Genomic DNA, 16277 nt, shown 5'->3' with positions numbered 1-16277 from the left:
TAATATGGAATAGGGGGGATTAGTAAAAAACTGTTGAATAATCATTCCAAATCGACTCGTTCGTTAAAATCCGTTTAAGTATAAACCCCAATCAATTCTATAGTTCTAAACTTATAGAATTGATTTTCGAAAAAATTACGCCAACAAAAAGGGCGCAAATTTTTCCGCTATTTCTCGATTGACGTTATAGTGAATAAACGATCCATTCTTGCGAGAATCAATCAAGCCAGAGTCCGTCAATTGCTTTAAATGATGCGATAGCGTCGAGCCTGCAACCGACTCAAGCCTTTCACCGACGGCAGTGAAGCATAAGTTGCTTTCTTTCGCGAGCAGTAAAGCGATTTTCAACCGGGTTGGTTCCCCCAAAGCTTTATACACTTTAACCGCTTGCCCGATATCTTCTTGATTTTCTCCCACTGATTCCATCCACCTCCCCGCGCATCTTCTGCAGTTCTATAACTATCGAAATCAAGTTTAGCACCATGTCGTTCAAATGTAAAGGGCAGAGCTGAACCCTGCTCCCTCTACCCTCGTTAATTTTATTCCTCGACGGCGATGCCGGCAGCTCTTAAATGCCCGTAGGCAACGATTCTGCTAAACTGAGATGAAACTTCATCTGCAGGAAGGGGTTTATCGTTTTTAATCCACCAAATTACAATCCCCATGAATGACGATCCGAGGTATTCGATCAGTAATTCCTTGGATATCGCTAATGGGGAGTTTCCCTGAGCAGGTTTCCACCCCTCAATTAATTTATCTTTAATGATATTTTCCATTTTCGCTTGAAACTGATAGATTCTATTCTCATCTATTAACATGGAATGATAAAAGGTCAAATTTTGGGAAATATGCTCCAGTACAGTTTGCATGACTGTCTCGAGTAGAGAAATACTGAAAGGATCCATGCTGATGGGACAAAGAACGACCGCATCCTTTAATTCGCTCAACAATTCATTCATACATGTATCTAGTAAATCAGGCTTGTTTTGGTAGTGGAGATAAAATGTGTTTCGATTGATCATAGCCCGATCGGCAATATCCTGGATCGTTATGGATTCATATCCCTTTTCCTGAATAAGCTCATAAAACGCCTTTCGAATCGATTGTTTCGTGCGCAGTATTCTTAGGTCGGTTTTCTTGTTCATTGTTTTCGTTCCCCCTACATTTATTTAGGTCGTTAAGCGACAAAGTTATATGAGTTGTCTGTTATCCATCATAACTAAAAATATTGAATATTGAGCGTTATATTAGCCTCTATTATAATGAGCAAGAGATAAATAAACAACGTTATGTTCATTATTTATCTAATGACTAAAAAGAATTCCAAGGAGGACATTCCAATGACATCCAATCATCAACATGAGCTTGTTCGTAAGGCAGTCGCCGTACTGGAAAGTTTTGAGAGCGGCAATCCCGAAGCGATTACGGCTTACGTTCATCCAGATCAATATATTCAGCATAACCAGGCCTTACTCGATGGTCGTGAAACCATGCTTGGTGCTCTAGATCATTTAAAGGAAATTGGTACAAAGGTAAGCATTAAGCGGGCTTTAGTTGACGGAAATTATGTGGCACTTCATTCTGTATATCATTTTCACGGCCCTAAAATCGTATTTGATATCTTCCGTTTTGAGAATGGACTAATCGTTGAGCACTGGGATAATTTGCAAGAGATGGTGGAGAAGACACCAAGCAATCATACAATGATTGACGGACCGGTTACGATTAAGGATATCGACAAAACGGATGCCAACAAGGCATTTGTCAGAAGCTATGTTGAGAACATCTTGCTCGGGAAGAACCCTGACCTGCTTGCCTCTTACTTTGATGGAGATCACTACATTCAGCATAGTCCGCATATTGCAGACGGCCTTTCAGGTCTTCACACTGCTTTGCAGGCTCTGAAGGAGAAAAATGTTGAGTTTCAATATACTTATGTCCATCAAGTTATCGGTCAAGGCGATTTTGTTCTTACAATGAGTGAAGGTCTGTTTGATGGTCAGCATACCGCTTTCTACGATTTGTTCCGCGTAGAGGATGAAAAGATCGCTGAGCATTGGGACGTAATCGAGGCCATCTTGCCGGCAGAAAAACGAAAAAATTCGAACAGTAGATTTTGAAGTTTGTGTAGCTGAATCGCAAGAAAGACATCGCCGAAATTTAAGTGCGGTGATGTCTTTCGATTTTACGAATGTACTTGAGTGATCATTTTTTTAATGAAATGGATACAGAAGCGTTGCTGCAGCAACGCTATTTTTGTTCATTGCCATGAAGTGACCGTGTGATGCAGCCATATTATATGGTGGTCCTTTCACAATGAACATTGCCGTTGATAATCAACCATATGTTCATTATAAAGAGACGAGGAGTAGTGGATCGTGAAAATGCTGACACAAAAAATGATGTGGCTAGGAATGGTGCTCGTCCTGATCGTATTGACCGTATTCGGGGTAGCGATGATGGGATCGGTGCTTGGATCGAAGCCAAAGGAGGTCCCGGTGGCCCTCGTTATCCTTGACCAGCCAGCGGAGCTGCCGACTGGAGGAACGTTTGCGATAGGGGAAATGATCCGGGAAAAGTTGCTGTCTAGCCCGGCAATGCCGTTCGACTGGCATGTCGTGGATTCCGAGGAAAAGGCCCGGGAAAGACTGGATAAACGCGAATATTACGGAGCGATGGTGATTCCGGCGGATCTGAGCAGCGGTTTACTCTCGCTAGCAACGCACTCGCCGATTCACCCTAATGTGAGAATCATCTCCAACGAGGGTATGAACACCCCAGCCTCGATGGTCGTAAGACAGGCAATGGGGCAAGCGATGAAAATGATCAACGGGGAACTGTTGCAGCAGCTGCTTGGGCAGATCGGACAGCAAACGGAGCAAATTTCGGTTGAGACGGCTAAAGCTTTAATGACGCCGGTGAACGTTCAGGAGGAAGTCGTGCATCCACCGGGAGCGAATAATGCGGCGGGGAATGCGCCGGGTTTGTTGACCCAGATTATATGGATCGGCAGCATGGTGACCGGAGTCGTCTTGTTCCTGGCTAGCCAGAAGGCGGTCGCCGCGGGTTCAAGGAGATGGACAGTCAGCGCGCTGCAAGCTATCGGGGGGCTTGCGATCGTCGGCATAGCCTCGTGCTACACCATATGGATGGCTTCGTCGTGGTACGGTATGGAACTGGCGAACGCGGGGGAGACGTGGTTGTTCTTATGGTTGGCTGGATCGGCGTTCTTCTTGTTGCAATCTTCCTTGCTGAATTGGATCGGATTCCGGGCAATACCGCTTCTCGTACTGTTGATGTTCTTCTCCATGCCGCTGCTGAACATGGCTCCGGAGTTCTTGTCGCAGACGACGCGAGATTGGATCTATTCGTGGACGCCACTGCGATTCGCGGCAGGAGGGCTACGGGAAGTAATGTACTTCGGCGGACTGGACGCAGCTTACTCAAACGCCTTGATTTTGTGGGGCGTCGCCGGTGGATTTTTGGTCTTGCTGCTCACTTCCGGATTTAGGGCCGGTCGAGCGACAGATGCCGCTCCTACTTCTGTTACAAGCGATACAATAAAGTAAGAACAATCAACGATGCGTTGTACTTCCTTTTTTACGCTCATGTTATAATTAGATTGCGTTTAATGTACGTTTAATGTAATCCCTTTTTATCTCTATGTTAAGAAATTGAATTTTAAACACCGTTAATCTTGATTCCAACGAGTTTTATTTTGTATATATCAGAATTAAAAAGGCGAGGCAGGCATTTCAGGGGGTATTATACGGATGATGAGCGTTAGTTTCCTTGAAGTCATGCCACCCAATCCAATGGATTCGGCACTAGGTAGGGGTAAAAGAAAGACCTTGAGGATTGCCGCCCCAAGGCCAAGTTTAAAATTACTATTCAATTATAAATATTATATTTTTTAGCAATTACCCATCCATTAAGACCATATGAAGCTGAAATTACATAATAGTTATACTTTTCATTTTGTAAATGTTCAAACAAATCTTCAATCTTTTCATAATGCATCGGCCATCCGTAATTCTTCTGTTTCTTTAACAATTCTTTATTATGTTTGAGAAATCGGCTTACATCGTATTTGCTAATATCAAGAATAATACTTCCCTGTAGCTGTGTTTTAAACATATGCGCCAGGACATCAATGAACTCGATAGTAGTGGTAACTGAATCTCCATTACCACCTAAAGTGTGCAATGTAATTCTAGATTTTTGAAAATCAACTTCATAGGAAACAATTTCATTGTCATGAATACTACGCATTTTTCTCCCACCTCCTATCATAAAAAGCAAGGTATTATTTGCTTCTTTTTGGAGAACCACTTTATGGCTATTGTCTCACACTACTACGGTTTATGGAGGACGCGCCCTTTGTACTTGAAGCTTGGCTCCTTCCGCGACCGGACTCTCACTGGCTAGAAGATTAGCTGGGTACGTGGGATACAAATAAGACCTTGAAGGTAGATACCTTCAAGGTCTTTAGTTAGATTGCTTATAAATCCTTTCTATCAATAAATTCGGCTTCAATTACTTCATATTCTTTATTTACAGGATTCCCTCCATACTTCTTGAGAATCTTAATGATAACGTTATAAAAGGCAAATTCCGGAGTTGCTCCTTTAGAGGAGTACTCTATTTCATTGTTATCACTAACGATTAGTTTATAACCTGTTCCAATATAAGATAGATTGAATTTGCAATCATTGTCCTCTAGCCAGGACATTAAATCGAGAATACTCGGTATCCATACTCCCTTTTTATAAATCTCTTCATCGCAGAGAAATCCCGTTGATGGTAGAACCCTTCCTCCTACAACCCAAACGGAATCTTGATATTCAAAAATGTCCTGTGGATATACCTTATCTGCATATAATGGCCTCTGAAATCCTAATTCGAACAGCTTTATTGCCTCTGTTTTTGATATAGACATATCTCATACCTCAAATCTACTTAATTTTTATTACTGTACCAGTAGAACTCTTGTGTTTGCCATCAATAAAATTACCATATTTGTCTGAATCAGCAACCCAATGAAGTTCCTTACCGCCTTTCGCTTCCTTAAATACTTTGTAGGCAGAATCTGCATGTCCGGTTGTATCCTTCGCCCACCATAACCCAGTTTTAGGGTCACGATAAGCAGTAACGGTATCTCCTTTAAATTTATAAGTAATTTTTTTGTCAGCACCTGTTTTAATGTCCCATAAAACTTTGGTGTTCTTAGTACTCTTGTTACCGGCACCGTTAGCAGGTAAAAATCCCATAGCAAGCAACGCAATATATTCCGCCTCTTTTGAAACCTGGTACTCATCTAATAACTGAGCTCTTGCCCAAGACGAAATGCCTGCATTATTAGTGTAAGGGCTTGTTCCCGTTAACAAGTCGAATAAGTAATTATAACGGTTTTCTCCCATGATAGATACAAAGTCGTACCGATCCCGTATGAAATCCTTGATGAGGGTTAAGTTCTTTCGAGATGCATCGACCGATTCATTCGGCACTGGGTGGTGAAGTAAAGAAAGACCTTGAAGGAATTGTTCCCCCAAGGTCAATAATAATGCTTTATTATTACACTTTTTCGACAAACACTCCCATTCTTTCAATATCGAGAACTATTGATTCGATGGGTTGGGCTGTATGAATTCCCATTAGATAATCGTATCCAATAAAAACTCTCATCACATTCTCGCAATACACATCAGCTCCGATATCTTCCCTCAGCAACAGTCTCACCACAGGTCCAATTTCTTGAGCAGATAGTTTCGTGTTGTCAACAAGATTGTAATATGCATCTCTTATCTCGTTATTGTTATATAGCGGTTGATATTTCGTAACAACTTTTTCGAATTCTTCTTCATTCGAACCTTTTCTAATATTACTTACTGTAAGATGAGATACATTCAAATAATTCATAATTGTTCTTACGGTATTTACATAGTTATCTTCAACTGACTTGTAAAGTTCAACCGTAAGTAACTGGCCATCAAAGGTTTTTCCTATATCGCTTATCGCCGTCCAATCTTCTTTCGAATATCTGCCAGTACTTCCCCTAAAAATAGGGTTGTACTTTGAAATACGATACTTATTCATTTTAATCACCTATTCTTTCCAAGTTTCCATCATACGTGCCCATCCGTGTATCCTTCTTATTCAATGCCTCAGGTGATTTTGCCATTTTCCATACCCCCCCATTATGAGGACCACTACCATCACCACTGCCAATATCCTGACTGATATAGGTTTTAGTTTTCTTATTATAGTATATCCCATCCTTTCACCATTTTTAGCAGTGTAGTTCGTCGGTTCATAACCTAATTTCTTAGCCGCATCAGTAGATTGTTTTGTAGTCATCCGAACCCAAGCCTTAGTACTCTTGTTACCGGCACCGTTAGCAGGTAAAAATCCCATAGCAAGCAACGCAATATATTCTGCCTCTTTTGAAACCTGATACTCATTTAATAACTGCGCTCTTGCCCAAGACGAAATGCCTGATTATTAGTGTAAGGGCTTGTTCCCGTTAACAAATCGAATAAGTAATTATAACGGTTTTCTCCCATGATGGATACAAAGTCGTACCGATCCAGTGAAATCCTTGTATACCTTATAGTATTTGTTTTTTCTGTTGGATTTCGATTTTTCCTTGGCTTCATCGAGTAAATTTTTCAGTTCTACTTTATCCGAGGTTTCAAATGCAAAATGTCCACTTGGGTCAATATACCTCAACGGATTATTATGCACATACGTATATAGATTTTGGCTCAGCGGATTCGTCAGAGTCCCTTCATACGTATCCTCGCCCATAAACCGTTCCGTTCCCGGATCGTACCAGCGGGCACGCAGGGTACTGCAGGCCCATCGTATCATCCCAATATTCACCGGCGTAGCGCATCACGTTCGGAACGGTTTCTTCGGTTTCAACTGGACCACCCCAAATATCGTATGACTAACTGTTTAGCTGTGTACCCTGCTCATCCACCAAGCCGACGGCATCGCCGTGACCGTTTAATACTTTTAACCTTATTAGTTCGGTAAGAAGATTTGAATGGACAACAGGAGATATAAAAGAGAAGCCACATGGAATATTATTTCACATGCGGCTTCAACTTCTTGTAATTAAGTTAATGACATTCTAATCCTTTGATACTCATCCTCAGTAAAATCGATTATATCAACTGTTAATAATATATTATTTTCATCAAAGTGAAACAGTACTCTTTCACTCTTGACTGTCAATGCTACAGAGTCTGGTATCATACTAATAGATATCCCATTTCTCGTGAGATGAATTATAAAATCTCGTGAATAATCTAAGAAACTATCTGAAGAAGGCCATTGCGTTAAGTCGAACTTAGGAAGACCCACTACAGAATTGCTAGATAAGAGAAGACCATCACTCTCAGAAATCTTATTGAAACTTGTGAGTGTCATATCTCTTATTAGTCCGGTTACCGAATCTAATCCTATTGCGAATAAAGATCGATTGAAATCACCTGTTCTCCAATAATTCTTAGGATTCTTAATTGTGGTATAATTCCATTCAATGTTAAAAGGAACATACTTATCAATCTCTAAATCCACTTTATTAATGGTACTTTCAACCCCCACCATCTTTAACATTCTAGGACCTGCCTTTCTTAACTATTTAAATAATGCATGTTTAATAACTGGAAGAGCATCGCCAGCTTTCTTAGAAAACATTAATTCCCATCCACCAACGTTGATCATTCTATCATAAATTATCCCTTTTTGAGTCGCATGATCCACTGCCGACTTAAAACTAGCTAATAGTGCTTGCTGATTCACTGGGTAACTATGATTTATATATTTTTTAACATATTCCTCCATGTGTTTAGTGGCATTAGGATGAACCCAAACCTTTCCTGCTTTTCTTGTTGTGAGTTCAAAAGATTTAGGAATAACCGTTCCTTTTATAACATCTTGAGTCCCTTTAATAAAGCTCCATACAGTTTTAACCTTTTTAGAACCTTTAAAAATAGAAAGTACAGCTTTTTTTCCTGCCGCTCCCCCACCCGTAGCAACAGTCTCAAATATAAACCAACTGAGCTCGTCTTCTTTGACGCCACGATCGACTAAACTAGTATAATACCTATGTTGATCATTATAATTATAAGGTCTGTGTTCTGTAGGGCCTATGTTTTGCCATCCAACTAACATCCCATTATTAATTAACGGTAAGCCAGTCAGATATTTATCTTCTCCTAGATAGTATGAACCATTAGTATTATTCGAGCACTCTCCTGAGTGTGCCCAGTTTCCATCACTAGAACGACAATAATGCCCTGTTGGATCAATATAAATCAATGGATTATTCAGCACATAACTATACAAATTCAAGCTTTTGGAATTTGTAAGATCCCCTTCATACGTATCCTCGCCCATAAACCGTGCCGTTCCCGGATCGTACCAGCGGGCACGCAGGTACTGCAGGCCCGTCGTATCATCCCAATACTCGCCGGCGTAGCGCATCACGTTCGGAACGGTTTCTTCGGTTTCAACTGGGCCACCCCAAATATCATAGGAGTAACTGTTTAGCTGCTTACCCTGCTCATCCACCAAACCGACAACATCGCCGTGACCGTTGAATTCGTAGTACTGCAGTTTTCCGGTGGCTCGGTCCTGCCTTGCCGTTAACTGACCGTAGAGGTCATAGACATAGGCATAGGTAAGGGTAACATGGCTTCCGGTGACTTCCGCTTCTGCAATCAGTTTAGCTTCCTCGTCAAAGTAATAACGCGTCGTATCCGTGCCTTCTTTACGTTCATACAGTAACCCGTCCCCGTTATAGGTGTAGCTGACTTCCTTGCCTTCTCCTGCCACCTGGGTTAACCGGTTCTGGCTGTCAAACGTATAATCTGCTTCCTTCAGGCCGAAAATCTTGCCGCTTCCCTGCTCCAGCCGGTTCCCGTTAGCGTCATACGTGTAACTTAAATTCTTGTCACCTGATGTTTCCGTCTGAATCCGGTTCAGCGGATCGTAGGTGAATTGTCCTGACGTTCCGTTCTCCGTGCGGGAGATGATATTTTTGTTCGGGTCATAGCTATATCCGAATTCGTGCACGGATGTGCTTCCCTGCTGAACGGTTACGCCTGACAAGTCATATCCGTCATAGCTAAAACCGGTACTGAGCCCACTATCAAAGCTTCGGCGCTCCAGCAAACTGTTAGCCCCATATTCAAAGGTCATTCGATCCAGCGGAGAAGCTGACATCAAGGAAGGTCCACTGCTTCCGGTGCTGATATCCATCGCCGAGACCCGATTCATTTCATCAAGCTTAGAAGATATGCGAATGGATGCTCCGGCAGCGTCTGTCAGGATATATCCGATTTTCGACTGCGTATTATATTCATACGACACCCTAGTTCCGTCTGGAAACTCCAGTTCCTTCAGCGTTCCATCCTCAGGATTGTAAGAATACGTCGTCTTACCGGTAGGATCGGTCATACTGGTCCGTCGGCCTGCATCATCATAGGCGTAATTCACCGTGAAATCCGGTCCGCTCTTTGAAATAAGCTGATTCTCGGAGTCATAACCGAAGTTAAAGATCTGGTTCTTGCGGTCCACCACTTGCGTTACGTTGCTTCGGTTGTCGTACTGGTAGACCGTGGTTTGATTGGCCATATCGGTCTGGCTGATCAGGCGACCCATCTCGTCATACATCTTTGTTACTTTCTGTTGGTCCGGCAGCACAACCTGAACCAAATCACCAGCCAGACTATAAGTATAGCGAGTAGCTTCTCCCTTCGGATCCTTCACCGAGGTCACGCGGCCCAGCACGTCGTACGTATACTCGGTACGCTGCTGATTGCCGTCAATGGATGCCGTCACCTGACCGAGCAGATCGTATTCCAGATGCTGAAGCGGCGTAAACCCTCCATTTTTCCACTCTTGCGTTGATATTGTTCTTCCCAGTACATCATAGGTTTCACGCTGTTTGTTTCCAGCAGCGTCGCTATACGTGGTTGTCCGTTCCACGACCTGATAATCCGTGCTGCTGCTGGTTCCATCAGCGTATACCGTTTTCGTGTTTCTCCCAAAAGCATCATACGTCAAGCTCGTTGTGTTGCCTTCGGCATCGGTCACTTCCGTCATGTTGCCTTCATCATCATATTCATACTCGTATAACGCATCATGCGTTTTTTCCTGCACCAGCAGCCCAAACGGATCATACTGCTCCGTCGTAATCACGCTGTCCGGTGCTGTCTGAGTGACGCGATTCAATGCGTCATCGTAACGAATGGTCGAAAGCGTGCCGTCACTGTATTCAAGTTGGGTGATTCTACCCCATTTATCATAAGTGTACGTTTGCACGTTTCCGTCGCTATTTCTCTGGCTTTTGAGCTGTCCTGTCGGCCAATATGAATAGTCCGTCGTAATTACGGATGACTGTGAGGCAGCGTCCTTCACGACCATGCTTTGGTTTGTCAGCAGATGACGTCCATACTCGGACTCGTACTTGTACGTCTGTTCAATAAATCGTGAATCATCCCTGACTTTGGTTTTTGTCCGGTTGCCGTAAATGTCATACTCATACTCGGATTGAGCAAGCGGTGTTCCACCCGTTCCTTGGGACACGACCTCTTTCGTTACACTGCCCTGCCCGTCATATTCAAGCTGTGTAACCTGAGACTGTGTATCGTTCATTTTGACGGTTACCTTGGAAGGTTCCTTCCACTCTGCTGTACCCGTCGTATGCTGGTATTCATAGCTTGTTTCCTGGCCGGTGCTTGATCTCTCCGATGTAATTAGACCATATTCATCATAAGTATACGACGTGGAAACAGGCTCGGAAGCTGCACCATTTTGAATATATCGTTCTTGGATCTGCTGCGGTGCATTTCGTTTGTTCGTTTCATCATAGGTATACTCTTCGATATAACTAACCGAATCTCCCGATTGGCGATACTCCTGCAAGTAATGAAGCGCCGGACTAGAGCTTCCTTCAAAGGAACTACTCAGCTTGTACGTTTCGTCCCACTTGCTGCTGCTTACGGTCGTGGTCCAGTTCACATCTTGGCCATAACGATTCAAGTCTTCACCCGTATACTCGAAGCTGCGGGAACCCAGTATTTTTTCTCCAGATGTCGAACTGAATGTATCCTTGCGGGAGCTGACCTTAAATACATGCCTGGTTGCAAAATCCCCAATCTGTTTCAATGACGCTTCATATTGAATATCGGTGATCCGGGATGTCGGGTATACGATACGAGTCAACAGAACCGTCCCGTCTGCTTCATGCTGTTCTGGCTGGCCCACCAGCCCGGATAGGAAATTAAAACTCGACACCGGATGGTTGTACACATAAGTCGTACTTCGCGACACGGAGTCAATAACCTCTGCCAGAAGCGTATAGCCTTCCTTCTGAACCTTGCGATATTCCATGCTTTGGTCCGTTCCCTCCAAAATCACAGAAAGACTCAATGTATGATGTCTGAATTGGAGAGTATTTCCTTCGCTATTCGAAATCTGCTTTAATACAAGCCCCTCGGGCGTCTGATCATATAAAAAGCTCACCGTGTTGTTATAGTGGTCTTTGATTTGTAGCAGATAACCTTGAGCATCAAAGTAATAAACATAATCATTGAGAACCGTTAGTTTGTATTCACTTGGTTGTCTATTTACAGTTACACTTTGATCCGTTACCAGATCCATATCATTCCAGTTATACCCTACAATGTCTAATGAATCGGACAAGGCGTAGGAGCCCGCTCCAGGAAAATACAAATAACGTTTACCACCATGCAATTGAATATGGGGAAGATCCCATCTCCAGCCCCGACCAATGCCGTAAGATGTCTCCTCTCTTCGCATGCTAGTGTCATTCACGGCCTGTCCAGTTACCTCATCCTGACGGATTCCGATCTCTTCGTTCGCCTTCGAGCTGTCGTATACCCGTGTTAATGAGAACGGGATCATACCCGGAAGCTCCAAATCCACGGTCGCATAATTCAAATCACCGGTAGCCATGGAGACCGAATCTTGACCGTAGCTGTTGAAGTAGGCCGACGAGTCGTCATGGATTCGTACCTGATCAAGTGCTGCTTCGTCCACGCCGTTTGAATCTCCGGCCAACGTTTTTGATAATGACATCACAGCCTTCTCATCATATTGCACAGCATCCGGTACCTGTATATTGGCCAGAACGGTATCGGCTGCTTTTGAGCTCTTCTTGCCGCCTAGAGATGAGTATATCTGATACAAGGTATATCCATCCGCGATCTTTTCTTGAACCCAAGCGGTGTCTACACCATACTGCTGAGCCAACATCGGAATCGTAATCGCAGGTGAAGAAATCTCTCTTGACTTGGCTGTTACCTTGCCGCTGTCTCCATATACCAGAGAGCCCATATTTCCCAATAGTAAACTTATACATAAAACAGTTATAAATCCTCTTTTGAACACATCGTCACCTCTATCGCATCTGATCTCGCATTAGAATGGAAATACCTTTTTGCTTCGCTTCGTTACGTTGCCATTGTTGTCGTATTCATATAGAATCTCATCTCCCGTACGGAGAATCACTTTAGAAAGACGGTTATTTGAGCCATAGTGATACTTGTTTTCCGCGGCTAGAATCATTAGAGCAGAATTGATCACCCCTTCAAGAGCGGTTCCATCTTTCTCTATTAGCTTTAAATAGTAAACCTGGCCCGCTTTGAGCTCCCATTCCAAGACGGTGTAATCCCAACCATGCTCTCTCACCTGATCAACAGTCGTAGCCAGTTCATCAGTCAGTCCAGCATCAGCGTACAATGTCACTTGAGGCTCCTTCTCGAAATTCTTGCTCTCCTTGACAACAAATCGGTATAATCCATCCGCCTCCGGTTTAAATCGATAGTAGTTCTCTTGCTTCTCTTTTAGATCGATGTCCTCTGCTCTCCGTTCCACCAAGTCGATGAACTTGTCCGTCATTTCAGTAAAAATAAAGCTTCTGGATGGTCCTGCAAAAAGTACGCCTTGAGGTGAAGACACGGTCACTTCCAGACTTGCACCATTAGGCACGACTTGTTCCTCATCCGTTCCGGTTGCCTCCCTCAGAACGTTTCCGCTCGCGTCCAGCAGCCGATAATCATAATACCGGTCTGAGACAACAGATGCATCCGTCAGCAGCTTCGCCTCAAATTGGCCCGTATTCGTAAAGCTTCCCAGCTCTCCAGCAGCCAGTTCCTTCTTAAGTAACGCCTTCTCATCGCTGGCCTCTGCAGTAACTGGTATCGAATACTCATAGATAATGGACTCCGCTGAGGTTACAGTTATCACAACCACACCGCCCCCAGGAATGATAATCTCCTGATCAACGGAATTGATTTGAGCTTGTTCCGGTTTATTCCCCGGGCTGTATACTACATAATCGTAAAAGCTCTTTCCTTCAAGAGCGTTCGATTTAATCATCTGACTTGTGGTTTCCGGATTGGTAAAAATCACACTCTCATGCTGTCTTACGGTTATCTTTTCTCCCACCGGCTCCTTAGCAGGTTCTGCCTGGAATAGTCGATATACGGCCCCAAACAAAACTTGACTGTCCGAAGAAACGGTCACGATCACCTTATTTCCAGGCGCAAGGACAGGCTCAATGCTGGTACCTGTTCGACGATCGATTTCCACGCCGGATCCATCATAGAGAACATAATCGAACGTACGACCACCATTTACAGCCTTACTCACGATTGCCTTGTCGATCGTACTGATATTCGTAAATTGATAGCTCTGTCCCTGATTCAGTGTAGCTCTGTGGAATGCGGGTTCTGTGCTTGCTTCGACGGTAACATCGCCTGAATACTCATAAAGAATCGGAACAGAAGAAGGATTCGTGATCACGATATAAGACTGAGACGTGACTTCAAGTTTCGAGGAAATGTTAAATCCGTCCGAGAAAAGCGTTCCATTAGAACGATACAGGGCATAATCCATAGAACCGCCCACGATATCCGCATTGTGACGAAGCTCAACATCAGGTCCATTGTTATAAAGAACATAGGATTCATTTGGATAGATTGTGAGATGTTCGACTACCTCGCCCGGATCATCTTGTCCTCGGAATACACGGTATAGACCACCGAAACTGACAGGTTCGTCTGAAGCCGTCGTTACGACTGCTTTAAAGCCTGAAGGCACCTTAGGCTCCACCGTTACCCCCGTTCTTCGTGACTGTTCTGCTCCCGTTGCATCATAGATGATGTAATCAAAGGTACGACCACCCGCCAAGGAAGCTGTACTGTCCAAATACTCGCTTTCCGTGCTGACATTGGTGAACGAGAAGCTTTCTCCCTTGGACAAGGTTACGCGCAGATAAGCAGGCTCTGTACTTGGCTCCACCGTAAAATCGTCCGTATAATCAAACACGATAGGCTGGGTACCGGCTACAGTGACGTTGGCATAGCCTTGTTTCGGTACCTGGGGACTGGAGCTCCGGTTAAAGGCGTCCGAAGATCGACTTCCATCAGCTTTATACATGACGTAATCAAATATCCCGTTTACTTTACTGGCATTATTCATAATGGGATTAGACAGTGTCCCATGGTTACGGAATATATAAGACTCCCCCGGATTGACGGTAATCTGACTGATAGCCTCATTTGGCCTTCCACCGCCTTGGAACACGGTATAGATGGCACCAAAAGTCACCGGGTTATCCGACACTGCAGTTACTACCGCCTTGTTATTCGGATAGACTTTAGGTTCAACGCTTGTCGCTTGTCCTCGCGAACGTTCAGTCCCATCTTCGTAATAAGTAACATAATCAAATAACCTACCGGACGAAGAGGAAGCGTCGCTGTCCAAATATTCGAGACTGCTACTAATATTCGTAAACTCGTAACTTTCCCCTCGATATAAAGTCACCCTCTCAAATGCGGGCTCCGCACTGCCTTCAACCGCAAAATCATCGGTATAGTCAAACACGATGGGCATATTTCCTATGTTCGTGACAATGGCATATCCCAATGAAGGAATGCTTGGGCTGCCCTTTTGATTAAATCCGCTTCTGTATATGGTATCGTCGGGTCTATAAATAACGTAGTCAAATAAACCGCCAACGTTGCTGGCATCATTCCGGATGGGATTTGTAAGCGATCCATTATTATAAAAAACATACGTATCTCCCGGATAAACCGTTATCCGGCTAATGGCACTGCCCCCTGTGGGCCGTACATCAAACGTTCGGTATGGGACGCCGAATGTAACAGGGTTCGCCGTAACCATCGTTAGTACTGCGGTACGTCCTGCTGCAACACTAGGTTTATTTGACGTATTCGTTCCTCTTGAGTACTCAGTTCCATCCGGTAAATAAACCACATAATCGAAACGGTCACTGGACTTGCCGTCACTTTCCAGCGTGTCCGTCTTCGTGCTCACATTCATAAACTGATAGCTTTGTCCTTGATTCATGATGATCCTCGTATACGCTGGTTCCGCACTATACTCACCGTTAAACATATCGTATGGAAACCCTACGGTTACCGGGTTGGTCGTAGCCCCGGTAATAATGATTTCATTTCCTTGACCTACCGCCGGCTTTGAGACACTGTTAAAGTCTGAACTGTCTAATGTGCCGTCGGGGGCATATTCAGCATAATCGTAACGCTTCTCTTGGCTGCTGGAAGCATCGCTTTGCAGATTAAGGGACTGATTCCCTTCATTCGTAAAAATATAGCTTTCTCCCTGATGAAGCGTTATACGATGGAGTGCTGGTGTTGAGGATAAGGAATACGTCACTTCAGGAAAAATGGAGAACGTAACCGGGAACATGCCCGAGACCGTAATGATGGTGGATGCCCCCTTAGTCTGAGAAACATTTCCGCCGTGATTCAGATCCTCGCCAGTAATTCTGCCATCTGCATTAAAGGTTACATAGTCATATACAACACCACTTGAGGAAGATCCGTTACTTGAGATTAGCCTCGTCGAAGTAGATGTATTATAGAATCTGTAGGATTCACCTGGATATAAAGTTACCTCTCTTTTATCTGCAAGCAATTCTACATTGGAATTATGATATACAGCATCTGTAACGCTGGGCGGTACCATTACTTCCGGTATCATCTCTTCTTCGTTAGGTTGCTGCTGAACTCCCTCAACTGATGCCATGAATGGATTCCATCCATTCAGACATAAAGCAAATACCAACAGCCATGGAATCATTCGGTTTTTCTTAGACCTCACATTCTTTGCCTCCTCTAACCATATCATGAATTCGTCGCAGGAATTTTCCGTACCCCCTTCCACTACCTGGGACATCTTATAAATATCGGTAT

Annotated in this window: 12 protein-coding genes and 1 pseudogene; 2 read left to right on the top strand and 11 right to left on the bottom strand. The window is 43.8% G+C overall.

Translation table 11 applies throughout. From position 1 onward, the window contains the following. Positions 1-135: 135 nt before the first annotated feature. Both ACPV3A_RS09830 and ACPV3A_RS09825 read right to left on the bottom strand, forming a co-directional pair. Positions 136-426 (bottom strand): ArsR/SmtB family transcription factor, encoded by a 291-nt coding sequence (locus tag ACPV3A_RS09830; RefSeq protein WP_374198185.1) that lies wholly within the window; start codon positions 424-426, stop codon positions 136-138. A gap of 113 nt (positions 427-539) precedes the next feature. Next, positions 540-1145, bottom strand: a complete 606-nt coding sequence (locus ACPV3A_RS09825; RefSeq protein ID WP_194544173.1) for a TetR/AcrR family transcriptional regulator — start codon at positions 1143-1145, stop codon at positions 540-542. 195 nt (positions 1146-1340) lie between these two features. On the opposite strand from ACPV3A_RS09825, the gene ACPV3A_RS09820 reads away from it, so the two are divergent. Together ACPV3A_RS09820 and ACPV3A_RS09815 are read left to right on the top strand one after the other, a co-directional pair. After that, entirely contained in the window at positions 1341-2120 is a 780-nt protein-coding gene (locus ACPV3A_RS09820; protein WP_426199281.1) for a nuclear transport factor 2 family protein, read from the top strand. A gap of 258 nt (positions 2121-2378) precedes the next feature. Next, positions 2379-3569: a YhgE/Pip domain-containing protein gene (locus ACPV3A_RS09815; RefSeq protein ID WP_426199279.1), complete on the top strand. Its 1191-nt coding sequence runs from the start codon at positions 2379-2381 to the stop codon at positions 3567-3569. Between the two features lie 322 nt (positions 3570-3891). Here ACPV3A_RS09815 and ACPV3A_RS09810 read toward each other — a convergent pair whose 3' ends face one another. The 9 genes and pseudogenes from ACPV3A_RS09810 to ACPV3A_RS09770 form a co-directional block, all read right to left on the bottom strand. After that, a complete protein-coding gene (locus ACPV3A_RS09810) occupies positions 3892-4272 on the bottom strand; it encodes a hypothetical protein (protein WP_426199277.1) in 381 nt (126 codons plus the stop codon). Positions 4273-4501: 229 nt separating this feature from the next. Further along, positions 4502-4939, bottom strand: a complete 438-nt coding sequence (locus ACPV3A_RS09805; RefSeq protein ID WP_194544177.1) for a hypothetical protein — start codon at positions 4937-4939, stop codon at positions 4502-4504. Between the two features lie 16 nt (positions 4940-4955). Beyond that, positions 4956-5591: a hypothetical protein gene (locus tag ACPV3A_RS09800; RefSeq protein WP_426199275.1), complete on the bottom strand. Its 636-nt coding sequence runs from the start codon at positions 5589-5591 to the stop codon at positions 4956-4958. Then, positions 5575-6096: a hypothetical protein gene (locus ACPV3A_RS09795; RefSeq protein ID WP_194544179.1), complete on the bottom strand. Its 522-nt coding sequence runs from the start codon at positions 6094-6096 to the stop codon at positions 5575-5577. The genes ACPV3A_RS09800 and ACPV3A_RS09795 overlap by 17 nt, the downstream gene beginning before the upstream one ends. 1 nt (position 6097) lies before the next feature. Further along, positions 6098-6271, bottom strand: coding sequence for a toxin C-terminal domain-containing protein (locus ACPV3A_RS09790; RefSeq protein ID WP_426199360.1), 174 nt, complete (start codon positions 6269-6271; stop codon positions 6098-6100). Between the two features lie 431 nt (positions 6272-6702). Beyond that, positions 6703-7015 (bottom strand): annotated as a pseudogene (locus ACPV3A_RS09785) (RHS repeat-associated core domain-containing protein); the annotation flags it as partial. Between the two features lie 104 nt (positions 7016-7119). Further along, a complete protein-coding gene (locus ACPV3A_RS09780; protein WP_426199273.1) occupies positions 7120-7623 on the bottom strand; it encodes a hypothetical protein in 504 nt (167 codons plus the stop codon). Positions 7624-7644: 21 nt separating this feature from the next. After that, positions 7645-12372 (bottom strand): RHS repeat-associated core domain-containing protein, encoded by a 4728-nt coding sequence (locus ACPV3A_RS09775; protein WP_426199271.1) that lies wholly within the window; start codon positions 12370-12372, stop codon positions 7645-7647. A gap of 84 nt (positions 12373-12456) precedes the next feature. Further along, on the bottom strand, positions 12457-16185 hold the full coding sequence (locus tag ACPV3A_RS09770) for a hypothetical protein (RefSeq protein WP_426199270.1): 3729 nt from the start codon (positions 16183-16185) through the stop codon (positions 12457-12459). Between the last annotated feature and the right edge of the window lie 92 nt (positions 16186-16277).

Origin of the sequence: Paenibacillus sp. Dod16 (genome assembly GCF_049893405.1) — a bacterium.
In the GTDB taxonomy this organism is placed as follows: domain Bacteria; phylum Bacillota; class Bacilli; order Paenibacillales; family Paenibacillaceae; genus Paenibacillus_AQ.
Note: the sequence above shows the minus strand (reverse complement) of the source record. Positions and strands in the feature narration are given on the sequence as shown.